Source organism: Roseicella sp. DB1501, assembly GCF_013112485.1.
Taxonomy (GTDB): domain Bacteria; phylum Pseudomonadota; class Alphaproteobacteria; order Acetobacterales; family Acetobacteraceae; genus Paracraurococcus.
The window spans coordinates 327,474-350,081 of the sequence record NZ_JABFHG010000007.1 but is presented as its reverse complement, the minus strand read 5'-3'; the positions used below and the strand labels follow the sequence as shown (position 1 = coordinate 350,081).

The window sequence follows — 22,608 nt, the reverse complement described above, 5'->3', positions numbered from 1 at the left end:
ATGCGCCTCGCCGTCTGGACCTACGAAGGGCCGCCGCATATCGGGGCGATGCGCGTCGCCACCGCGATGCAGGGCGTGCACTACGTGCTGCACGCGCCGCAGGGCGACACCTATGCCGACCTGCTCTTCACCATGATCGAGCGGCGCGGCGAGCGGCCGCCCGTGACCTACACCACCTTCGAGGCGCGCGACCTCGGCGGCGACACGGCGGCCCTGCTCCGCGCCGCCCTGCACGAGGCCTGCGAGCGCCACCGGCCGCAGGCCCTGCTGGTCGGCGCCTCCTGCACCGCCGAGCTGATCCAGGACGATCCCGGCGGCCTGGCCCGCCGGATGGGCCTGCCGGTGCCGGTCATTCCGCTCGAGCTGCCGGCCTATCAGCGGCGGGAGAATTGGGGCGCCGCGGAGACCTTCTACCAGCTCGTCCGCGCCTGCGCCGGCCCGCCCGGGCCGAGGCCGCCGCGCCCGGCCGGCGCGCCGCCCCGCTGCAACCTGCTCGGCCCGACCGCGCTCGGCTTCCGCCACCGCGACGACCTGCAGGAGGTGCGGTCGCTGCTCGCCGGCCTCGGCATCGCCGTGCATGTCGTCGCGCCGCTCGGCGCCACGCCGGCCGATCTCGCCCGCCTGCCGGAGGCGGATTTCAACGTGGTGCTGTACCCGGAAGTCGCCGAGCCGGCGGCGCGGTGGCTGGAGCGCAGCTTCGGCCAGCCCGCGCTGCGCGTGGTGCCGATCGGGGTCGGCGCCACGCGCGACTTCCTGGCCGAGGCGGGGCGTCTCGCGGGGCTTGCTCCGCCGGCGCCGGCGGCCGATGCCTCGCGCCTGCCGTGGTACTCGCGCTCCGTCGATTCCACCTACCTCACCGGCAAGCGGGTCTTCGTCTTCGGCGACGCGACCCATGCGATCGCCGCGGCCCGCGTGGCGACGGAGGAGCTCGGCTTCGAGCTGGTCGGCCTCGGCAGCTACAGCCGCGAATTCGCCCGCGAGGTGCGGGCCGCCGCCGCGCAATACGGCGTCGAGCCGCTGGTGACCGACGACTACCTGGAGGTGGAGGCGCGGATCGCCGAGCTGCAGCCCGAGCTGATCCTCGGCACGCAGATGGAGCGGCACATCGCCAAGCGCCTCGGCATCCCCTGCACGGTGATCTCGGCGCCGGTGCATGTGCAGGACTTCCCGGCCCGGCACTCGCCGCAAATGGGGCATGAGGGCGCCAACGTCCTGTTCGACAGCTGGGTGCACCCGCTGATGATGGGGCTGGAGGAGCATCTGCTCGCCATGTTCCGCGAGGACACGGAGTTCCACGACGCGGCGCCGCCCTCGCATCTCGGCCACGCGGCTGCGGCGCCGGCGCCGGATCTCGCCGCCTGGGCGGTGGAGGCGGAGCGCGAGCTGCTGAAGATCCCCTTCTTCGTCCGCGGCAAGGCACGCCGCAACACCGAGCGCTTCGCCCGCGAGCGGGGCGTCGCCACCATAACGGTCGAGACCCTCTACGATGCCAAGGCGCATTTCGCACGGTGACGTGGCGACGCCCTTGCGCGTCGTCATCGTCACCATGGACAGCCACCTCGCCGGCGCGGCGGCGCGGGCGCGGGCCATGCTCCGCGGCGAGGTCCGCGGGCTGGAGCTGGCGTTGCACGCCGCCGATACCTGGTGCGGCGACGCGGCGGCGCTGGAGCGCTGCATCGGCGATATCGGCCGCGCCGACATCGTCATCGCCGCCATGCTGTTCCTCGAGGACCATATCCAGGCCGTGCTCCCCGCCCTCGCGGCGCGGCGCGAGCAGTGCGACGCCATGCTCTGCATCATGTCCGCCGGCGAGGTGATGCGGCTGACCCGCCTCGGCCGCTTCAGCATGGCCGGCGAGGCGCGCGGACCGCTGGCCCTGCTGAAGCGATTGCGCGGCGGCCGGCCGGGCGGCGCCTCCAGCGGCCAGGGCCAGATGCGGATGCTGCGCGAGCTGCCGAGGCTGCTGCGCTTCATCCCCGGTAAGGCGCAGGACCTGCGCGTCTACCTGCTGGCCCTGCAATACTGGCTGGCGGGATCGGAGGACAACCTGGCCGGCCTGGTGCGGCTGCTGGCGCGCAGTTACGCGGCCGGGCCGCGGGCCGAGCTTGTCCGCGGCCTCGGCGTCGCGCCGCCGGTGCGCTACCCGGAGACCGGCCTCTATCACCCGCGTCTGGCAGGCCGGATCACGGAATCGATCGAGGCGCTGCCGCAGGGTGGCGAGGCCGGCACGGTCGGCCTGCTGCTCATGCGCTCCTATGTCCTGGCCGGGAATGCCGCGCATTACGATGGCGCCATCGCCGCCTTCGAGGCGCGGAGGTTGCGGGTGATCCCGGCCTTCGCCAGCGGGCTGGATGCGCGCCCGGCGATGCAGCGCTTCTTCCAGCGCGACGGGCGGGCCCTCGTCGATGCCGTCGTGTCGCTCACCGGCTTCTCGCTCGTCGGCGGCCCCGCCTACAACGATGCCCGGGCCGCCGAGGAGGCGCTCGCCGCGCTCGGCGTGCCCTATGTCGCGGCGCATCCGCTGGAGTTCCAGACGCTGGAGCAGTGGGAGGCCGATTCCCGCGGCCTCACCCCGGTGGAAGCCACGATGATGGTGGCCATCCCCGAGCTCGACGGCGCCACCTGGCCCATGACCTTCGGCGGCCGCGCCGGCGGCGCGGGCGAGGGCGGCTGCGCCATGGCGGTGCATGCGGAGCGGGCGGCGACGCTGGCCGCCCGCGTGGCGCGGCTGGTGGCGCTGCGCCGCAGCGCGCGGGACAGCCGGCGCCTGGCGATCGTGCTGTTCAACTTCCCGCCCAATGCCGGCGCGACGGGTACCGCCGCCTATCTGTCGGTCTTCGAATCGCTGCATCGCACCCTCGGCGCCCTGGCCGCCGCCGGCTATGCGGTGGAGGTGCCGGCGACCGTCGAGGCGCTGCGCGAGCGCGTCCTCGGCGGCAATGCCGCCCGCTTCGGCATGCCGGCCAATGTCGCGGCCCGCATCCCGGTGGATGCGCATGTGCGGCGGGAACGCTGGCTGCCGGAGATCGAGCAGCAGTGGGGGCCGGCGCCGGGACGGCACCAGAGCGATGGCGGCGGCCTGCTCGTGCTCGGCGCCGAGTTCGGCAATGTCTTCGTCGGCGTGCAGCCCGCCTTCGGCTATGAGGGCGACCCGATGCGCCTGCTCTTCGAGCGGAGCTTCGCGCCGACCCACGCCTTCGCCGCCTTCTACCGCTGGATCCGCGAGGAGTTCGGCGCCCATGCGGTGCTGCATTTCGGCACCCATGGCGCGCTGGAATTCATGCCGGGCAAGCAGGCCGGCCTCTCCGCCGCCTGCTGGCCGGACCGGCTGATCGGCGAGCTGCCGAACTTCTATCTCTACGCCTCCAACAACCCGTCCGAGGGCACGCTGGCGAAGCGGCGCGCCGGGGCGACCCTGATCAGCTACCTGACGCCGCCGGTCGCGCAGGCCGGGCTCTATCGCGGCCTCCTCGACCTGAAGCTGGCGCTCGGCCGCTGGCGCGCGCTCGCCCCCGGGGAGGAGCGCGGCGGGCTGGCGGCCATGCTGCAGGCCCAGGCGGCGGCGGTGGACCTCGCCAGGGCCGAGCCGGCCTGGAGCGATCCGGAGGCCGAGATCGCCCGGCTCGGCACCGCGCTGCTGGAGCTGGAATACGCCCTGATCCCGCACGGCCTGCACGTGATCGGCGTGCCGCCGACGCCGGCGCAGCGGGGGGAGCTGCTCGACGCCGCCGGCATCACCGAGCCGGCGCAGCGCGCCGAGCTGGAGGCCCTGCTGGCCGTCGACCATGAGACGCCCGCGATCCTGCGGGCTCTGGATGGCGCCTATCTGCGGCCGGCACCGGGCGGCGACCTGCTGCGCTCCCCGGCGGTGCTGCCGACGGGCCGCAACCTGCACGGCTTCGACCCCTTCCACATCCCGAGCGCCTTCGCCCTGCAGGACGGCGCCCAGCAGGCGGAGCGGTTGCTCGCCCGCCACCGCGCGGAAGCCGGCGGCAGGCTGCCCGAGACGGTGGCGATGGTGCTCTGGGGCACCGACAACCTGAAGACCGAGGGCGGCCCCATCGCCCAGGCGCTGTGGCTGATGGGGGCGGAGCCGCGGCATGACAGCTACGGCCGCCTCACCGGGGCGCGGCTGGTGCCGCTGGAGCGGCTGGGCCGCGCCCGCGTCGATGTGGTGATGACGCTCTCCGGCATCTTCCGCGACCTGCTGCCCATGCAGACGCGGCTGCTGGCCGAGGCGGCGCTGCTCGCCGCCGGCGCGGCGGAGGAGCCGCCGGCGATGAACCCGATCCGCTGCCACGCCCTCGCCTGCCAGGCCGTGCATGGCGGCACGCTGGAACAGGCGGCGCTGCGGGTCTTCGGCAATGCCGAGGGCGCCTATGGCGCCAATGTCAACCATCTGGTCGACCATGGCGCCTGGGAGGCGGAGGACGAGCTGGCCGAGGCCTATCTCCGTCGCAAGGGCTTCGCCTATGGCGTGGACGGGCGGCCGATGCGCCGGGACGCGGTGCTGCGGCAGGTGCTGGAGACCGTCGAGGTTGCCTATCAGAATCTCGACAGCGTCGAGCTCGGCGTCACCACCGTCGACCACTATTTCGACACGCTGGGCGGCATCAGCCGGGCGGTGCAGCGGGCGCGCGGCGCCGGGCCGGTGCCGGTCTATGTCGGCGACCAGACGCGCGGCGAGGGGCGGGTGCGCAGCCTGGCCGAGCAGGTGGCGCTGGAGACCCGCACCCGCGCCCTGAACCCGCGCTGGTACGAGCCCCTGCTGCAGCATGGCCATGAGGGCGTGCGCCAGATCGAGGCGCATGTGACGAACACCGTCGGCTGGTCGGCGACCACCGGGCAGGTCGCGCCCTGGGTGTACCACCACCTGGCGCAGACCTTCATGCTCGACCCGGTGATGCGCGAGCGCATGGCGGAGCTCAACCCGACCGCCTCGGCGCGCATCGCCAACCGGCTGATCGAGGCGCAGCAGCGCCGCTACTGGTCGCCGGACCAGGAGATGCTGGACCGGCTGCGCCGGGCCGGCGAGGAACTCGAGGACAGGATCGAGGGCGTGGCCGTGGAAGGTGCAGCATGACCGTTGTGTTCAGGCCCATGCCCGGCGCCGCGCCCCGCCGGGGCGATGGCGACGGCAGCGTCCAGGTGCATATGGATGCCGCCTCGCGGATCGAGGGCGCCAAGGTCTTCGCCGTCTACGGCAAGGGCGGCATCGGCAAGAGCACCACCTCCTCCAACCTCTCGGTCGCCTTCACCCGGCTCGGCCAGCGGGTGCTGCAGATCGGCTGCGACCCGAAGCACGACAGCACCTTCACCCTGACCAAGCGCCTGGCTCCGACCGTCATCGACGCGCTGGAGGCGGTGGACTTCCACGCCGAGGAGCTGCGGGCCGAGGATTTCGTCTTCGAGGGCTATGGCGGCGTGCTCTGCGTCGAGGCCGGCGGGCCGCCGGCCGGCACCGGCTGCGGCGGCTACGTGGTCGGCCAGACGGTGAAGCTGCTGAAGGAGCACCACCTCCTCGAGGAGACGGATGTCGTCATCTTCGATGTGCTGGGCGATGTCGTCTGCGGTGGCTTCGCCGCCCCGCTGCTGCATGCCGACCGCGGGCTGATCGTCGCGGCCAACGATTTCGATTCGATCTTCGCGATGAACCGGATCGTCGCCGCGATCGGCGCCAAGGCGAAGAATTACGGCGTGCGGCTGGGCGGCGTCATCGCCAACCGCAGCGCCGGGACGGACCAGATCGACCGCTACAACGATGCCACCGGCCTGCGCATGCTGGCGCATTTCCCCGATCTCGACGCCATCCGCCGTTCCCGCCTGAAGAAGGCGACGCTGTTCGAGATGGAGGACAGCCCGGAGGTCGAGATGGCGCGCGCCGAATACCTGCGCCTGGCGGCGAGCCTCTGGGCCGGCGTGGCACCGATCGAGGCGCTGCCGCTGAAGGACCGCGAAATTTTCGACCTTCTGGGGTTCGACTGAGATGCCGACGGCGAGCTATGCGGAGCGGCGCGGCGAGCTCCGCACCTATTTCGACCGCACCGCGGCGGAGGCCTGGGCGCGGCTCACCTCGGACGCCCCGCTCGGCCGCATTCGCGCCACGGTGCGCGCCGGGCGGGAGGAGATGCGGTCCCTGCTGCTCGGCTGGCTGCCCGAGAGCCTGCACGGCGCCCGCCTGCTCGATGCCGGCTGCGGCACCGGCGCGCTCGCGGTGGCGGCGGCGCGGCGCGGCGCGGCGGTGGTCGCGGTCGACCTGTCGCCGACCCTCATCGGCCTGGCACGGGAACGCGGCACCGTGACCGCGCCAGGTCAGGTCCAGTTCCATGTCGGCGACATGCTGGACCAGGGCAGCGGCCGCTTCGCCCATGCGGTGGCCATGGACAGCCTGATCCATTACCGCGCGCCGGACATGGTGCGGGCGCTGGCCGGGCTTGCGGCGCGCGCGGAGCATTCGGTGCTCTTCACCTTCGCGCCGCGCACGCCGGCGCTGGCGGCGATGCATGCGGTGGGGCGGCTCTTCCCGCGCGGCGACCGCGCCCCGGCGGTCGAGCCGGTGAGCGAGGCGGCGCTGCGGCGGTTGATGGCGCGGGAGCCGGGCCTTGCCGGCTGGCGCCCGGCGCGCAGCCAGCGCGTCGCCCGCGGCTTCTACATTTCCCAGGCCATGGAGCTGCGCCGCCCATGATCAGCGCCCGCAGCGCCGCCCGCGCCTGGATCCGGCTGAGCCCCGGGCTGCTCCCCTTCGCCGACGCGGCATCGGCGGAGCTGCCCATGGCGCGGCTGCTGCGGCTCTCGCTGTTCCAGGTCTCGGTCGGCGTCTGCGCGGTGCTGCTGATCGGCACCCTGAACCGCGTCATGATCGTCGAGCTCGCTGTGCCCGCCGGCCTGGTCGCGGTCATGGTGTCCCTGCCGCTCGTCTTCGCGCCGCTCCGCGCCTTCATCGGCTTCCGCTCCGACACGCACCGCTCAGCGCTGGGCTGGCGCCGGGTTCCCTATCTCTGGTTCGGCACGTTGCTGCAATTCGGCGGGCTGGCGATCATGCCCTTCGCGCTGATCCTGCTCTCCGGCGATACCGAAGGGCCGGCCTGGATCGGCGAGGCGGCGGCGGCGCTCGCCTTTCTCCTGGTCGGCGCCGGGCTGCACACGGTGCAGACCGTGGGGCTCGCCCTCGCAACGGATCTCGCGCCGCCCGCCGCGCAGCCGAAGGTGGTGGCGCTGCTCTCCGTCATGCTGCTCCTCGGCATGCTGGTGGCCGGCCTCGGCTTCGGCCTGGTGCTGGCCGAGTTCAGCCAGATCCGGCTGATCCAGGCGATCCAGGGCGCCGCGGTGCTGACCATGGCGCTGAACGGCGTCGCGCTCTGGAAGCAGGAGGCGCGCGATCCGGGCCGCACGGCGCGCGCGGCGGCGCGGCCCGGCTTCCGCGACTCCTGGCGGGCGCTGCGACGCGAGGGGCCCTGGGGCCGCCGGCTCCTCGCCGCCGGCATCGGCACGGCCGGCTTCGGCATGCAGGACATCCTTCTCGAGCCCTATGGCGGGCAGGTGCTCCGGCTCGGCGTCGGCGCCACCACGGCGCTGACGGCGCTGCTGGCGGCGGGCGGGATGACCGGGTTCGGCCTCGCCATGCGGGCGCTGGACCGGGGCGCCGATGCGCAGCGGCAGGCGGCGCTCGGGGCGCTCATCGGCATCGCGGCCTTTGCGACGGTGACGCTGGCGGCGCCCATGGAGTCGATCCCGGTCTTCGCCCTCGGCGTCGGGCTGATCGGCCTCGGCGCCGGCATCTTCGCGCATGCCACGCTCACCGCCTGCATGCGCATGGCGCCCGCGGGGCAGATCGGCCTCGCCCTCGGCGCCTGGAGCGCGGTGCAGGCGACCGCCGCGGGCACCGCCATCGCCGCCGGCGGGCTGCTGCGCGACGCGGTGGCATCGCTGGCGGGACGCGGCGCGCTGGGCGAGGCGCTGGCAGTCCCGGCCACCGGCTATGGCGTGGTCTACCTGATCGAGATCGCGCTGCTCTTTCTCACCCTCGCCGTCATCGGGCCGCTCGTCCGGCCTGTGGCGGCGGGGCATCGGACGTCACCGACGGCGCAAGCCGCCCATCACGCCGGCTAGAAACCGCAGAGCGGAGGTTCCGGATGCCAAGCGCAGCTCCCACCAACAGCGTCGATGTCGCGGCGCTCGCGCTCTACACCTTCTTCCTCTTCTTCCTCGGGCTGGTCATCTATCTCCGCCGCGAGGACAAGCGGGAGGGCTATCCCCTCGATTCCGACCGCACCGACAGGTCCGGCGGCCGCGTCGTGGTGCAGGGCTGGCCGCCCGTCCCGCCGCCCAAGACGTATCTGCTGGCGCATGACCCGCGGCCGAGCGAGTTCGTGCGGCAGGAGCGCGACCTCACCGGGCTTCTCGCCCCGGCGGCCGGCTTTCCCGGCGCGCCGATGCAGCCGCTCGGCGACCCGATGCAGGACGGCGTGGGGCCCGCCTCCTATGCGGAGCGTCTGGACGTGCCGGACGTGACCTTCGACGAGCAGCTGCCGAAGATCGTGCCGCTGCGTGCCGCCGCCGGCTATTTCCTGGCGGCGGAGGACCCCGATCCTCGCGGCATGACGGTGATCGCCGCCGATGGGATCGCCACGGGCACCGTGGCGGATGTCTGGGTGGACCGGTCCGAGACCTTCGTCCGCTTCCTCGAGGTGGAGACGGCGCCGGGCGGCCGGCATGTGCTGGTGCCCATGATGCTGCTGCGGATCGATCCCGCGCGCCGCAGGATCAAGGTGAGCTCGGTCACCGCCGCGCAGCTCCTCGCGGCGCCGGTGCCGCAGCGGGCGGAGGAGATCACGCTGCGCGAGGAAGACCGGATCACCGCCTATTTCGCCAGCGGCCATCTCTACGCCACGCCGCAGCGCCTGGGGCCGCTGCTGTGAGGGAGCATGAGCACGAGCCGGTCATCGGCCTGCCGGAGGCGCTGCCGGCCGGCGAGACCGTGCTCTGGCAAGGCGCGCCGGGCTGGACCGGGCTGGCCTTCCACACCTTCCGCCTGGGCTGGCTGGCCGCTTATTTCGCCGCCATCGCCGCCTGGGGCGCGGCCGTCGCGCTGCAGGAGGGCGCCTCGCCCGGCGCCGCGGCGGCGGCCATGGCCTGGCCGCTGGCCCTCGGCGCCGCCGCGCTGGGGCTGGTGACCGGCTTCGCCATCCTGGCGGCGCGGACCACGCTCTACACCATCACCAACCGGCGCCTGGTGCTGCGGGTCGGCGTCGCGCTGCCGACGACGGTGAACATCCCCTTCGCCAGCATCCGCGACGCCGGGCTGCGGCCCTGGCGTGGCGGCGGCGACATCCGCCTCGCGCTGCTGCCGCCGCACCGCGCCTCCTATGTCGGCCTCTGGCCGCATCTCCGCGGCTTCCGCCTGGCCCAGCCGCAGCCGGTGCTGCGCGCCCTGCCGGATGCCGAGGCGGCGGGCCGCATCCTGGCGCGGGCGCTGGCCATGCATGCGGCGCTGCCGGTCCCGGGGCGGGTGCGGCCGGCGGTGGCGCCGGCGCCGGTCGGCGCCACCGGCGCCGCGGCGGCCTGACGGGGAGGACACGCCATGCACCGCAGCCTCGCCGCCCATCTCGCCGACCGGATCCCCGGCATCGGGATCGCCCTGCTGCTGACCACGGTGCTGGCGGCGGTCGCGCTCTCGGGCGGCACGGCCTCGCCGCAGCCGGAGGCCGGGCCGCCGCTGGCGATGCGGAGCCTCCGCTTCGCCGATCTGCCGCAGGGCGCGATCGCGGTGATGGATGCCGCGACCGGCGCCACCCTGGCGCGCTTCGGGCCGGGCGAGGGCGGCTTCCTGCGCGGCGGCCTGCGCGGCCTGGTGCGCGAGCGCCGGCTGGATGGCGGCGACGCGGCGGCGCCCTTCACCCTGGCCGCCTGGCGCGACGGGCGCCTGACCTTCGAGGACAGTATGACGGGCCGCGTCCTCGAATTGCATGCCTATGGCCAGACCAATGCCGAGGCCTTTGCCCAATTCCTCACCGCGCGGGAGATGCAGCCATGATCGGTCGCCTGTCGGGCCCCGGCCGCCGCTTCGAGGTGCCCTGCACCGTCGAGATCGAGCGCAGCGCCGATAGCCTGCATGCCTATGCCATCCCCGAGGGTGTGGAGCTGCGGCCGGGCGACCGCGTGCTGGTGCATGGCGCGCCCGGCCATGTCGGCTTCGGCGAGAGCGCCCGGTTCGAGACGCGGGCGACCGTGCTGCGCGCGGGGCCGCTGGAGCGCGCCTGGACCCGCTTCGCCGCGATCCTCGAACTCGCCGAGCTTTATCACGTGGGCTTCGAGGCGGAGGAGGCCGCATGAACGCCGTCACCCATGGCGCCCGCGCCGCGGCGCCGCTGAACGAGACCACCCGCAGCGCCACCACCGATACGGTGCTTTCGCCGCGCTTCTACACCACGGATTTCGCTGCGCTGGACCGCATCAGCGTCGATTCGATCCGCGCCGACTGGGATTCGCTGATGGCGGAGTTCCGCGCCGATCCGAACCGCGGCCACTTCACCCGGACCGAGGCCTTCGACGCCTTCCGCATGGCGGATCTGCCGGAGGGCCTGCAGAAGGAGCTGCTGGATTTCCTGGTCAGCTCCGTTACCGCCGAATTCTCCGGCTGCGTGCTCTATGCCGAGATCAGGAAGCGCGTGCGCAACCCCGACATGCAGGCGCTGTTCGGCTTCATGGCGCGCGACGAATCCCGCCATGCCGGCTTCATCAACGACACGCTGAAGGATATCGGCGTGGGCGTGGATCTCGGCTTCCTCACCCGCGCGAAGAAGTACCACTACTTCACGCCCAAGTTCATCTTCTACGCCACCTATCTCAGCGAGAAGATCGGCTACGCCCGCTACATCACCATCTTCCGGCAGTTCGAGCGGCATCCGGAGCTGCGCTTCCACCCGATCTTCCTGTGGTTCGAGAAGTGGTGCAACGACGAGTTCCGGCATGGCGAGGCCTTCGCCCTGCTGATGCGCGCGAACCCCGCGCTGCTGCGCGGCCGCAACCGCCTGTGGTGCCGCTTCTTCCAGCTCGCCGTCTTCGCCACCATGTATGTGCGCGACCATGCCCGGCCGGAATTCCACAAGGCGCTGGGCATGACGCCCACCGAATACGACATGCAGGTCTTCCGCATCACCGAGGAGGTCTGCCGCCAGGTCTTCCCCGACACGCTCGACATCGACAACCCGGCCTTCCTCGCCGGTCTGGAGCGGCTGCGCCGGATCGGCGAGGGCATGGCGGCGGCCCGCGCCGCCGGCGGGCTCGGCGGCCGGCTGCGGCGCCTCGGCCTCGGGGCGGCGGCGGCGGCGAGCTTCGCGCGGCTCTACCTGCTGCGGCCGCGCCGGCACGCCCTGCCCGACCAGGTGCGCCTGGCGCCGGCCTGGTAGGAGAGGGGGGCACGCCATGCTCGAATACGGGCTTCCCGCGCTCACCGCCCTCTTCCTGTGGTGGTTCAGCACCGGGCTGATCCTGCATCTGGATGGCCTCCGCCCGGAGACCTTCCGGTGGAGCATGGCGGGCGCCACCCTGCTGCTCGTCGCCGCGCTCTGCGGCCTCGACCGGGTGGCGGCGGAGGACACGCCGCGCGGCGCCTATCTCGCCTTCGCCTGCGCGCTGCTCTGCTGGGCCTGGATCGAGCTCGGCTTCCTGACCGGCTGGATCACCGGGCCGCGGCGGGAGGCGCTGCCGCCCGGCGCCACGGGCTGGCCGCGGTTGCGCGCCGCGCTGGCGGCGATCCTCTGGCACGAGCTGGCCATCCTCGGCATCGGCGCCCTGGTGCTGGCGATCAGCTGGGGGCGGCCGAACATGGTCGGCGCCTGGACCTTCCTCGTTCTGTGGATCATGCGTACCAGCGCCAAGCTCAATCTCTTCCTCGGCGTGCGCAATCCGGGCGACGCCTTCCTGCCGGCGCATCTGCGCTACCTCGGCAGCTATTTCGCGCGGCGACCGATGAACCTGCTCTTCCCGCTCTCGGTCACGCTCGGCACCCTGGCCTGCGCGGCGCTGCTGCATGACTTCCTCGCCCCCGCCGCCGGTCCGGAACGGGCGGCCGGCGCCGGACTGGTCGCCACCCTGCTGGCGCTCGGCGTGCTGGAGCACTGGTTCCTGGTGCTGCCGATCCCGGTCGAGGCGCTGTGGCGCTGGGGCCTGCGCTCCCGCGGCGCGCCGCCGCGGGTCACGAGCTGGGATCCCGGCGGCGGCGGCCCGCTCGATTCCCGCTCGCTGCAGACGCTGCTGGACGACGTGGCGGCCGGGGCCTTCGGCCAGGTGGAGAGCCTGCAGGGCGTGGTGCGGACGCGCTCGGGCTGGATCGACTTCCGCCTCGCCGGCGGCCGGCCCTGCCTCGAGGACAAGGCATCTGGCACGGAGACGACGCGCGTGGTGGCCATCGGCCGGGCGCTGGACGAGGCGCGGCTGCGCGCCGCCTTCGCCGCCTGCGCCCGGCCGGCAGCCCCGTGACAACCAAGACCCATCGGAACGCCAAGGGAGGTCCCATGCAGTACGAAGCCTTCTTCCGCCGGCAGCTCGACGGCCTGCGCCGCGAGGGGCGCTACCGCATCTTCGCCGATCTCGAGCGCCAGGCAGGCCGCTTCCCGCGGGCATCGCGCGACGGCGGCGCCGCGGGCGAGGTGACCGTCTGGTGCTCCAACGACTATCTTGGCATGGGCCAGCACCCGGCGGTGCTGGAGGCGATGCAGGAGGCGCTCGCGCGCTGCGGCGCCGGCGCCGGCGGCACGCGCAACATCGCCGGCACCAACCACCACCACGTGCTGCTGGAGCAGGAGCTCTCGGCGCTGCACGGGACCGAGGCGGCGCTGCTGTTCAACTCGGGCTACATGTCGAACTGGGCGACGCTGTCAACCCTGGCGGGCCGGCTGCCCGGCTGCGTCGTGCTGTCGGACGAGCTGAACCACGCCTCGATGATCGAGGGCATCCGCCACAGCCGGGCGCAGTGCCGCGTCTTCCGCCACAACGATCCCGCGGATCTCGACCGCCGGCTCTCCGACCTCGCCCCGGAGACACCGAAGCTGATCGCCTTCGAGAGCGTCTATTCCATGGATGGCGACATCGCGCCGATCGCCGAGATCTGCGACGTCGCCGAGGCGCATGGCGCCATGACCTATCTGGACGAGGTGCATGCCGTCGGCCTCTACGGCCCGACCGGCGGCGGCGTCGCGGAGCGGGAGGGGCTGGCGCACCGGCTGACGGTCATCGAGGGGACCCTCGCCAAGGCCTTCGGCGTGATCGGCGGCTACATCGCCGGCTCGGCGGCGATGTGCGATTTCGTCCGCAGCTTCGCCTCCGGCTTCATCTTCACCACCGCCCTGCCGCCGCATGTGGCGGCCGGCGCGCTGGCGAGCATCCGCCATCTCCGCTCAAGCGGCGCCGAGCGCGCCCGCATGCATGACCGGGTGGCGCTGCTGCGGCGGCGGCTAGACGAGGCTGGGCTGCCGCACTTCGAGAATCCCAGCCACATCGTCCCGGTCATGGTGGGCGACCCGGTGCAGTGCAAGCGCATCAGCGACCTGCTGCTGGAGGAGCACGGGATCTACGTGCAGCCGATCAACTACCCGACCGTGCCGCGCGGCACGGAGCGGCTGCGCCTGACGCCCTCGCCGCTGCACAGCGACGCGGATATCGGGCGCCTGGTCGCCGCCCTGGCCGGGATATGGTCGGAGCTCAGCCTCCGGCGCGCCGCATGACGGGCGCCGCCAACGGCGCGGTGAACGGCGCCGCCGCGCCGCCGCGCCGCCGCGCCGCCGTACCCCGCGCCGCGGCGCGGGCGGCACGGGAGGCCGTGCTCCAGGAGACTGCGCCCGGCCGGCGCACCCCCTATCCCTTCTCGGCCATCGTCGGGCAGGAGGAGATGCGGCTCGCCCTGCTCGCCGCCGCGGTCGATCCCGGCATCGGCGGCGTGCTGGTCTTCGGCGATCGCGGCACCGGGAAATCCACCGCCGTCCGGGCCCTGGCCGCGCTGCTGCCGCCGATGCAAGCCGTCCGCGGTTGCCGCTACGCCTGCGACCCGGCCGATCGCGCCCTCTGCGAGGACTGCCGCAGGCGCCGCGCGCGCGGCGCCCTGCCTGGACACAGCCTGCCGGTGCCGGTCATCGACCTGCCGCTCGGCGCGACCGAGGACCGTGTCGTCGGCACCCTCGATTTGGAGCGGGCGCTGACCGCCGGGGTGAAGGCCTTCGAGCCCGGGCTGCTGGCCCGCGCCCATCGCGGCTTCCTCTACATCGACGAGGTGAACCTGCTGGAGGACCATCTGGTCGACCTGCTGCTCGATGTCGCGGCCTCCGGCGAGAACCTCGTCGAGCGCGACGGCATCAGCATCCGCCATCCCGCCCGCTTCGTCCTGATCGGCAGCGGCAATCCGGAGGAGGGCGAGCTGCGGCCGCAGCTCCTCGACCGTTTCGGCCTCTCGGTCGAGATCCGCACGCCGGAGGGGCTGGCCGACCGCGTCGAGGTGATCCGCCGCCGCGACGCCTTCGAGCGCGAGCCGGAGGGTTTCGCGGCGCTCTGGGCCGAGGAGGAGGCGGCGACGCGGCAGCGCATCGCGGCGGCCCGCAGCCGCGTCGGGCGGATGGCCACGCCGGTGGCGGTTCTCGAAGCCGCGGCGCGGCTCTGCCTGGCGCTCGGCACGGACGGGCTGCGCGGCGAGCTGACGCTGGTGCGGGCGGCGCGGGCCGTGGCCTGCCTCGAGGACGCGGCCGCGGTGACGGAGGCGCATCTGCGGCGCGTCGCCCCGGCGGCGCTGCGCCACCGGCTGCGCCGCAACCCGCTGGACGAGGCGGCCTCGACCACCCGCGTCGAGCGGGCGATGGCCGAGGTCTGGGGCGCGTGACCGCGGCCGCGCCGCCCGGCGCCGCCGGGGCTCCGGCGGAGGCCGCGCTGGTCGCGGCGCTGCTCGCCCTCGACCCGGCGGGGCTGGGCGGCGTGGCCCTGCGCGGCCCGCCCGGGCCGGCGCGCGATCGCTGGCTGGCGCTGCTGCGGCGGCTGCTGCCGGGCGATGCGCCCTGGCGCCGGATGCCGCCGGGGGTGGGCGACGGACGGCTGCTGGGCGGCCTCGATCTGCCGGGGACCTTGCGGGCGGGACGGAAGGTTGCCGAGCGCGGGCTGCTGGCCGAGGCGGATGGCGGGGTGCTGCTGCTGAGCATGGCCGAGCGCCTGCCGGCGGCGGCGGCGCTGCGCCTCGCCGCGGCGCTCGATACCGGCGCGGTGCGGGTGGAGCGCGATGGCCTGGCCCTCTGCCACCCTGCCCGGCTCGGGCTGGTGGCGCTGGACGAGGGGCTGGAGGAGGAGCGGCCACCCGCCGCGCTGCTCGACCGCCTCGCCTTCCATCTCCTGCTCGATGACGTGCCGCATGACGAGGCGGTGCCCGCCTCGCTGCGCGCGGCGCGGGCCCGGCTGCGCCGCCTGCTGCCGCCGTCCCCGGCCATCATCGAGGCGCTCTGCGCCACCGCGGCGGCGCTTGGCATCGCCTCGCTGCGGACGCCGCTGCTGGCGCTGCGGGCGGCGCAGGCCGCGGCGGCCCTGGCCGGGCGCCGGGCGGTCGCGGGGGCGGATGCGGCGCTCGCCGCCCGCCTGGTCCTGGCGCCGCGCGCGACCCGGCTGCCGGCGCCCGAGGAGGCGGATGCGGCGGAGGCGCCGCCACCGGAGGCGGGCCCCGAGGCCGCCGCCGGGGCGCCCGGCGAGGCCGAGGCCCACCCGCTTCCCGACATCGTGCTCGCCGCCGCCCGCGCCGCCCTGCCGCCGGAGCTGCTGGCGCGCCTCGCCGCGGCGGCGCCGGTCGCCGGGGCAACTGCCGGTGGCGAGGGGCGCAAGGGGCCGGCGCGGCAGGCGGCGCGGCGCGGCAGGCCGGTCGGGACCCGCGCCGGGGATCCGCGCGCCGGCTTCCGGCTCAGCCTGGTCGAGACGCTGCGCGCGGCGGCCCCCTGGCAGCGGCTGCGCCATGCAGGTGGGGCAGGACAGCGCATCGCCGTGCGGCGGGAGGATTTCCGCATCCTTCGCCTGCGCCGCCCGGCCGAGACCACGGCGGTCTTCGTGGTGGACGCCTCCGGCTCCGCCGCGCTGCACCGGCTGGCCGAGGCGAAGGGCGCGGCAGAGCTGCTGCTGGCGGCCTGCTATGCGCGCCGCGACCGGGTGGCGTTGATCAGCTTCCGTGGCACCGGTGCCGAGCTGCTGCTGCCGCCGACCCGCTCCCTGGTCCGGGCGCGGCGCTGCCTCGCCGCCCTGCCGGGCGGCGGCGGCACGCCGCTGGCCGCGGCGCTGGAGGCGGCGCGCGCCCTGGCGACGACGGAGCGGCGGCAGGGCCGGACGCCGCTGCTGGTGCTAATGACCGATGGCCGCGCCAACATCTCGCGCGAGGGGCGGGCCGCCGGCCGGGCCCAGGCCGAGGCGGATGCGCTGGCCTCCGGGCGGGCGCTGCGGCGGGAGGGCTGCGCCGGCGCCGTGCTGGTGGTGGACATGGCGCCGCGGCCGCTGCCCTTCGCGCGCGAGTTGGCCGAGGCGCTGGGGGCACCGCACCTGCCGCTGCCCGCCGCCGGTCCCGCCGCCCTCTCGGCCGCGGTGCAGCAGGCGGCGGCGCGGCTGGCGGGCCATGGCGCCACGGCGTGAGCGACCATCCGTCCTGGGGGCAGGAGGGCCGCGACTGGCCCAACCGCGCGGCCAGCCACTTCGTCGAGGCCGGCGGGTTGCGCTGGCACGTGCAGCGCCTGGGCAAGGGGCCGGTGCTGCTGCTGCTGCACGGCACCGCCTCGGCGACGCATTCCTGGCGCGAGCTGGCGCCGCTGCTCGCGCGGCGCTTCACCGTGGTGGCGCCGGACCTGCCGGGCCATGGCTTCACCGCGCTGCCGCCGCCGGGCGGCCTCACCCTGCCAGGGATGGCGACGCTGGTCGGGGCGCTGCTGCGCCGCCTTGACCTCAGCCCGGCGCTGGTCGCCGGGCATTCGGCCGGCGCCGCGGTGCTGCTGCGCATGGCGCTGGACGGGCGCATCGCGCCGCGCGCCGTCATCGGGCTGAACGCGGCGCTGCTGCCGATCGGGCGCGACCACGCCGCCTTCTTCACCGGCGCCGCGCGCCTGCTCGCCGGCCTGCCCTTCGTGCCGCGCGCGCTTGCCTGGCTCGCCTCGGAGCGCGGCGTGGCGGAACGGCTGCTGCGCGACACCGGCTCGCGGATCGGGCCGCGGGGGGTGGAGCTCTATGCCAGGCTGCTGCGTCGGCCGGGGCATCTGCGCGCCGCGCTCGGCATGATGGCGGGCTGGGACCTGCGGCCGCTGCTGCGGGACCTGCCGCGCCTGCCGATGCCGCTGGTCCTGGTGGTGGGGGAGGGCGACCGCACCATCCCGCCCGGCGACGCGCTGCGCCTGCGCTCGGTGCTGCGGACGGTGGAGGTGGTGCGGCTGCCCGGCCTCGGGCATCTCGCCCATGAGGAAAGGCCGGAGGCGGTCGCCGCCATCCTGGAGCGCTGGGCGCCGGTGCCGGAGGCGCGGAAGCTCGACCGCTGCGGCCTGCCGGAGCAGTGACGCCGGCGGCCGGGCCGGCCCCTGAAGCGTGATTGCCCGAGGCGGACGCGCCGAGAGCGTGCATCAGGCGACCGAACGACGAGCCAGACCATGGTCCGTGAAGCCGGGCGAACGGATCGTGGCTATGGGATGGTGCGGGGGCGGCGCCGGGGCGGCGCTCTCGTGACGCGGGGAGCGCGGCATGGCGGAGCGGGCGTCGGAGGGCGGGGGCGATGCGGCGGGGCCGCGCCGCCTGCCGCCGGAGCATCCCTGGCGGGTGGCGCTGACGGAGGAGCTGCATGCGCGGCCGATCGAGCCGGTCGTCGCGCCGGCCCGGCTCTCCTTCCTCGCCCTGCTCTGCGACGGGACGGAGCGGGAGGCCGCCTGGGCGGCGATGCGCGATCTCGCGCTGCGCCACGGCGCGGCGCCGCCGTCGCCCGGCGCCGTGCATCACAGCGCCGAGCTGGGCGGCATTCGCGTGACATGGGAGCTGCACACCGAGTTCTACCGCTGCGTCGTCCAGCGGCCCGGCGCCGAGGCGGAGCAGCCCTTCGCCGCGCCGGCCATCGACGCGCTGCCGGCTGACTGGGTCGCGGCGCTGCCCGGCCGGCTCATCGCCGCGGGGCATCTGGTGCTGCTGCGCGGCGCGGCGGACCGGCCGCGGCTCGACCTGGCCGCGGGGGCGCGGCAGTTCAGCGGCGGCGCGGTGTTCGGCTCCGCCCCCGCCGACGGCGCCGCGACGGTGCTGAGCGATTTCCGCATCCATGCCGACGGCTTCGCCCGCTTCCTGGCCGAGGACCGGGCCATGACGGCGCGCCAGGCCGGGCGGATGGCGCAGCGCCTGATCGAGATCGACATCTACCGCGCCACGGCCCAGCTCGCCCTGCCGGTGGCGCGCGAGCTCGGGCCCGTGCTCACGCGGTTCGAGCAGGCGCTGTCCGAGATCGCGGCGGCGCAGGTGGCGGGCGGCGAGGCGATGGAGGCGGCGCTGCTCGACCGGCTCACGCGCCTCGCCGCGGATGTCGAGAGCTGGCATGCCCGCACGCGGTTCCGCTTCGATGCCGCCGCCGCCTATCATGCGTTGGTCGAGCGCCGCATCGCCGAGCTGCGCGAGCGGCGGATCGAGGGCTTCTCGACCCTGGAGGAATTCCTCGACCGGCGCCTGGCGCCGGCGCGGGCCACCTGCATCGCCGTGGCCAGGCGGCATGAGGCGCTGTCGCAGCACGTGGCGCGGGCGACGCAGCTTCTCTCCACGCGGGTCGGGGTGACGCGGGAGCGGCAGGCCCAGGCGCTGCTCGCCTCGATGGACCGGCGCGGCCAGCTCCAGCTCCATCTGCAGCAGACGGTGGAAGGGCTCTCGATCGCCGCCATCACCTACTACATCACCGGTCTCATCGCCTATCTGGCCAAGGGCGCCAAATCCGCCGGGCTGGCATCGCTCGATCCGGAGATGACCGCGGCGGCCTGCATCCCGGTCGTGGCGCTCGCCGTCGGCCTCGGCATCCTGCGCATCCGGAGAAGTCTGTCTCGGGATGGCTGAGGCTGCTTTTGCGCTGGCGGTATCTGTCAGACGAAGTTTACAGTCATCTCTGTCATGCTGAACGCCACGACCATCGACATCGCGCCGCCTCGCGCGGCGCCACCGGACCCTGCCCGGCCGCATGCGGTGGTCATCGGCAGCGGCTTCGGCGGCCTCGCCGCGGCGGTGCGGCTCGGCGCGCGCGGCTACCGCGTCACGGTGCTGGAGCGGCTGCCGGTGCCCGGCGGCCGGGCGCGGGTGCACCGGCAGGATGGCTTCACCTTCGATGCCGGCCCCACCATCGTCACGGCGCCGCAGCTCTTCGAGGAGCTTTGGGCGCTCTGCGGCCGCCGCATGGCGGAGGACGTGACGCTGCGCCCGCTCTCACCCTTCTACCGCATCCGCTTCGATGACGGCGCGTGCTTCGCCTGTTCCGGCGATGCGGCGGCGATGCGCGCCGAGGTGGCGCGGCTCAGCCCCGGCGACCTGGCGGGCTACGAGGCCTTCATGCGGGTGAGCGAGACGCTCTGCCGCATCGGCTTCGAGGAGCTGGGCGACCAGCCCTTCGGCGCGCCGCGCGACATGCTGCGGGTGCTGCCGGAGCTGCTGCGCCTCGGCGCCTGGCGCTCCGTCCATGCGCTGGTGGCGCGGCATGTGCGCGACGACCGGCTGCGCGCCGCACTCTCCTTCCACCCGCTGCTGATCGGCGGCAATCCCTTCGCGGCCAGCGCCCTCTACGGGCTGATCGCGCATCTGGAGCGGCGCTGGGGCGTGCACTGGGTGATGGGCGGCACCGGGCGGCTGGTCGAGGGGCTGGCCGGGCTCATCCGCGGCCAGGGCGGCACGCTGCGCTGCGGCGCGGAGGTGGCGGAGATCCTGGTGCGCGACGGCCGGGCCTGCGGCGTGCGGCTGGCCGACGGCGCGACGCTCGCCGCCGACATCGTGGTCTCCAACGCCGATTCCGCCGCGACCTACCGGCACCTGCTGCCCGCCCGGCATCGCCGCCGCTGGACCGATCCGCGGCTGGAGCGGGCGCGCTACTCCATGGGCCTCTTCGTCTGGTATTTCGGCACGCACCGGCGCTACCCGGCGGTGGACCACCACACCATCCTGCTCGGCCCGCGCTATCGCGGCCTGCTGGACGACATCTTCCGCCGCCGCGTGCTGCCGGCGGATTTCAGCCTCTATCTGCACCGGCCGACGGCCACCGATCCCGCCATGGCGCCGCCGGGCGCCGATGCCTTCTACGCCCTGGTGCCGGTGCCGCATCTCGGCGCCGGGATCGACTGGCGGCGGGAGGCGGAGCCCTTCCGCCGCGCCGTGGCGCGCCGCCTGTCGGAGACGGTGCTGCCGGGCGTCGAGGATGCCGTGGTGACCTCCCGCATCGCCACGCCTCTCGACTTTGCCGAGGATCTCCTCGCCTTCCGCGGCGCCGGCTTCGGCCTCGAGCCGATCCTGCTGCAGAGCGCCTGGTTCCGGCCGCACAACCGCAGCGAGGAGGTGGAGCGGCTCTACCTGGTGGGGGCGGGGACGCATCCCGGTGCGGGGCTGCCGGGCGTGCTCTCCTCGGCCCGGATCCTCGACAGGGTGGTGCCGCATGCCCATGCGCTGGCCTGACAGCCCGGCCGCCGCGGCCGCGGCGCGCGCCGACCTCGCCGCCTGCCGCGCCCTGCTGCGCGACGGCTCGCGCAGCTTCCAGATGGCGTCGCTGCTGCTGCCGCGGCGGGTGGCGCGCCCGGCCGCCGCGCTCTACGCCTTCTGCCGCCTGGCCGATGATGCCGTCGACGGCGCCGGCGAGGCGGCGCGGCGTGCCGCCCCGGCCCGGCTGCAGGAACGCCTGCAGGCCGCCTATGCCGGTCGGCCGCGTCCCCTGCCGGCGGATCGCGCCTTCGCCCTCGTCGTGGCGCAGCACGGCATCCCACGCGCCCTGCCGGTGGCGCTGCTCGAAGGCCTGGCCTGGGATGCCGAGGGGCGCCGCTACGAGACGCTGGCGGCGCTGGAATCCTATGCGGCGCGGGTCGCCGGGTCGGTCGGCGCCATGATGGCGCTGCTGATGGGCGCGCGCGGACCGGAGGCGCTGGCGCGCGCGGCCGATCTCGGCGTGGCGATGCAGCTCACCAACATCGCCCGCGATACCGGCGAGGATGCGCGCGCCGGCCGGCTGTACCTGCCGCTGACCTGGATGCGGACCGCCGGCATCGCGCCGGAGGCCTTCCTCGCCGCGCCGGCCTTCACGCCCGCCCTCGGCGGGATCGTCGCCCGGCTGCTGCGCCGCGCGGAGGTGCTCTATGCCCGGGCCGAATCCGGCATCGCCGGGCTGCCGGCCGATTGCCGTCCCGGCATCGCCGCGGCGCGGCTGCTCTATGCGGAGATCGGGCGGCAGGTGGAACGGCAGGGCCTCGATTCCGTCGCCAGCCGGGCGGTGGTGCCGGGCGGGCGCAAGGCCGTGCTGCTGCTGCGCAGTGCCGGCCTGGCCCTGCGCGCCGTGCCGGCGGCCGAGCGGCCGCCGCTCGCGGCCACCCGCTTCCTGCTGCAGGCCAGCCTCGCGCAGGCGGCACCGCCGGAGCCGTCGCGACCCGGCGCCTTCGACATCCCGGCGCGGCTGGCCCGGGTGCTGCATCTTTTCGAGCGGCTGGAACGGCGCGACCGCGAGCACCGGCTCGCCGGCCTGCGGGGATGGTCCGATCCGGCCCAGGCGGGGTGACGCGCCGGCACCCGGGGCGGCGCGGTCCTGGCGTGAGAGGAGGCATGCATGGCCCATTGGGCCGGACTGGGGCTCTTCGCCGCCGGCGCCTGGCTGCTCTGGTCGGCGCAGGCAAGGCGGGCCAGGGCGCGCGAGGCCCTGGCGCGGGGGCTGAGCCCGGCGCCGCTGCAGCCCTCTCTGGTGCTGATGGGCGAGCTGATGCCGCCGATCATCAGCCTCGGGCTCGTCGTGGCGGGGGCCCAGGTGCTGCTGGCCTATGCCATGACCGGTGGCGGCGGCTTCTCGCTCCTCGACCTGGGCGGCTTCCTGTTCCTGCTGCTGGCCTACGACATCTGGGTCCGCTGCCGCACCCGCTATCGCCTACCGGTCTCGCGGCGCTGACGCGGTGCCGTGTCGCGATCAAATGACACCTGACCCTGCCGTTGCACGGCCCGCTGCCGCGCTCTGGCTTTGAGGCTTCCCATCACACGGGGACGATCATGAGTTGGAATTTCTTCCTGAGCTGGCAATTCGGCATGACGCTGGTGGCCGCGCTGGCCATCGGCATCTGGCAATTCCTCTCGATCCGCCGCAGCCGCGCCAAGCGCGGCGAAGATAAGCCGGTGGAGCATCCGCTCGGCTCGGGCGAACGAAACCCGCCGCGACGCTGACCGCGCCCCCAGACGCCCTCCGCCGGGCCTGACCATGGACGGGGGGGCGCTCGCGCGCTGGGAATGGGGCGTGTTCCTGCTGCTGGGACTGGCCCTGGCGGTGGCCGAGTTGGTCGCAGTGCGCCGCGCCATCGCCCGGGCCCGCGCCCGGGGCGAGGAGGGCTGAGCGCCCGAACGGGCGCCACGGCTTATGCCGCCTAGCCAAGGGTT

The 22,608-nt window shown here is 74.6% G+C and carries 21 protein-coding genes; all 21 read left to right on the top strand.

The features are described 5' to 3' along the window. The 21 genes from bchB (at nt 1) to HJG45_RS29240 (ending at nt 22,564) form a co-directional block, all read left to right on the top strand. Entirely contained in the window at nt 1-1,512 is a 1,512-nt protein-coding gene (gene bchB, locus HJG45_RS16390) for a ferredoxin:protochlorophyllide reductase (ATP-dependent) subunit B (protein WP_171613161.1), read from the top strand. Beyond that, nucleotides 1,487-5,083 (top strand): magnesium chelatase subunit H, encoded by a 3,597-nt coding sequence (locus HJG45_RS16385; RefSeq protein WP_171613160.1) that lies wholly within the window; start codon nt 1,487-1,489, stop codon nt 5,081-5,083. The genes bchB and HJG45_RS16385 overlap by 26 nt, the downstream gene beginning before the upstream one ends. Before the next feature lie 17 nt (nt 5,084-5,100). Continuing rightward, complete coding sequence (gene bchL / locus HJG45_RS16380) at nt 5,101-5,985, top strand: ferredoxin:protochlorophyllide reductase (ATP-dependent) iron-sulfur ATP-binding protein (RefSeq protein ID WP_217362951.1); 885 nt, start codon at nt 5,101-5,103, stop codon at nt 5,983-5,985. Nucleotide 5,986: 1 nt separating this feature from the next. Next, the gene (bchM, locus tag HJG45_RS16375) at nt 5,987-6,685 is read left to right on the top strand and encodes a magnesium protoporphyrin IX methyltransferase (protein WP_171613158.1); all 699 of its coding nucleotides are present in this window, start codon (nt 5,987-5,989) and stop codon (nt 6,683-6,685) included. Further along, nucleotides 6,682-8,109 (top strand): MFS transporter, encoded by a 1,428-nt coding sequence (locus tag HJG45_RS16370; RefSeq protein WP_171613157.1) that lies wholly within the window; start codon nt 6,682-6,684, stop codon nt 8,107-8,109. Before bchM ends, HJG45_RS16370 begins: the two co-directional genes overlap by 4 nt. A 23-nt stretch (nt 8,110-8,132) precedes the next feature. After that, nucleotides 8,133-8,918 (top strand): photosynthetic reaction center subunit H, encoded by a 786-nt coding sequence (gene puhA / locus HJG45_RS16365; protein ID WP_171613156.1) that lies wholly within the window; start codon nt 8,133-8,135, stop codon nt 8,916-8,918. Then, nucleotides 8,915-9,565 carry a photosynthetic complex putative assembly protein PuhB gene (puhB, locus tag HJG45_RS16360; RefSeq protein ID WP_171613155.1) on the top strand — a complete coding sequence of 217 codons (651 nt, stop codon included), beginning with the start codon at nt 8,915-8,917 and terminating at the stop codon, nt 9,563-9,565. The genes puhA and puhB overlap by 4 nt, the downstream gene beginning before the upstream one ends. A 15-nt stretch (nt 9,566-9,580) precedes the next feature. Beyond that, on the top strand, nt 9,581-10,033 hold the full coding sequence (gene puhC, locus HJG45_RS16355; protein ID WP_171613154.1) for a photosynthetic complex assembly protein PuhC: 453 nt from the start codon (nt 9,581-9,583) through the stop codon (nt 10,031-10,033). Then, on the top strand, nt 10,030-10,332 hold the full coding sequence (locus HJG45_RS16350) for a hypothetical protein (RefSeq protein ID WP_171613153.1): 303 nt from the start codon (nt 10,030-10,032) through the stop codon (nt 10,330-10,332). The genes puhC and HJG45_RS16350 overlap by 4 nt, the downstream gene beginning before the upstream one ends. Then, entirely contained in the window at nt 10,329-11,408 is a 1,080-nt protein-coding gene (acsF, locus tag HJG45_RS16345) for a magnesium-protoporphyrin IX monomethyl ester (oxidative) cyclase (RefSeq protein ID WP_171613152.1), read from the top strand. The genes HJG45_RS16350 and acsF overlap by 4 nt, the downstream gene beginning before the upstream one ends. A gap of 16 nt (nt 11,409-11,424) precedes the next feature. Continuing rightward, nucleotides 11,425-12,480, top strand: a complete 1,056-nt coding sequence (gene puhE / locus HJG45_RS16340; RefSeq protein ID WP_171613151.1) for a putative photosynthetic complex assembly protein PuhE — start codon at nt 11,425-11,427, stop codon at nt 12,478-12,480. A 35-nt stretch (nt 12,481-12,515) separates the two neighbouring features. Then, nucleotides 12,516-13,724, top strand: coding sequence for a 5-aminolevulinate synthase (hemA, locus tag HJG45_RS16335; protein WP_171613150.1), 1,209 nt, complete (start codon nt 12,516-12,518; stop codon nt 13,722-13,724). Further along, on the top strand, nt 13,721-14,866 hold the full coding sequence (bchI, locus tag HJG45_RS28420) for a magnesium chelatase ATPase subunit I (protein ID WP_217362941.1): 1,146 nt from the start codon (nt 13,721-13,723) through the stop codon (nt 14,864-14,866). The genes hemA and bchI overlap by 4 nt, the downstream gene beginning before the upstream one ends. Then, nucleotides 14,863-16,638 carry a magnesium chelatase subunit D gene (locus HJG45_RS16330; protein ID WP_368040614.1) on the top strand — a complete coding sequence of 592 codons (1,776 nt, stop codon included), beginning with the start codon at nt 14,863-14,865 and terminating at the stop codon, nt 16,636-16,638. The genes bchI and HJG45_RS16330 overlap by 4 nt, the downstream gene beginning before the upstream one ends. Beyond that, nucleotides 16,635-17,546 (top strand): alpha/beta fold hydrolase BchO, encoded by a 912-nt coding sequence (gene bchO / locus HJG45_RS16325; RefSeq protein ID WP_171613149.1) that lies wholly within the window; start codon nt 16,635-16,637, stop codon nt 17,544-17,546. The genes HJG45_RS16330 and bchO overlap by 4 nt, the downstream gene beginning before the upstream one ends. Nucleotides 17,547-17,727: 181 nt before the next feature. Further along, nucleotides 17,728-19,065 carry a DUF3422 family protein gene (locus tag HJG45_RS16320; protein WP_171613148.1) on the top strand — a complete coding sequence of 446 codons (1,338 nt, stop codon included), beginning with the start codon at nt 17,728-17,730 and terminating at the stop codon, nt 19,063-19,065. 54 nt (nt 19,066-19,119) lie between these two features. Then, complete coding sequence (locus HJG45_RS16315; RefSeq protein WP_171613147.1) at nt 19,120-20,661, top strand: phytoene desaturase; 1,542 nt, start codon at nt 19,120-19,122, stop codon at nt 20,659-20,661. Next, nucleotides 20,642-21,748, top strand: coding sequence for a squalene/phytoene synthase family protein (locus HJG45_RS16310; RefSeq protein WP_171613146.1), 1,107 nt, complete (start codon nt 20,642-20,644; stop codon nt 21,746-21,748). Before HJG45_RS16315 ends, HJG45_RS16310 begins: the two co-directional genes overlap by 20 nt. Before the next feature lie 48 nt (nt 21,749-21,796). Next, on the top strand, nt 21,797-22,129 hold the full coding sequence (locus HJG45_RS16305; RefSeq protein ID WP_171613145.1) for a hypothetical protein: 333 nt from the start codon (nt 21,797-21,799) through the stop codon (nt 22,127-22,129). 98 nt (nt 22,130-22,227) lie between these two features. Beyond that, nucleotides 22,228-22,398 (top strand): hypothetical protein, encoded by a 171-nt coding sequence (locus tag HJG45_RS16300; RefSeq protein WP_171613144.1) that lies wholly within the window; start codon nt 22,228-22,230, stop codon nt 22,396-22,398. 34 nt (nt 22,399-22,432) lie between these two features. Next, a complete protein-coding gene (locus HJG45_RS29240; protein ID WP_302479766.1) occupies nt 22,433-22,564 on the top strand; it encodes a hypothetical protein in 132 nt (43 codons plus the stop codon). Nucleotides 22,565-22,608 lie beyond the last annotated feature (44 nt).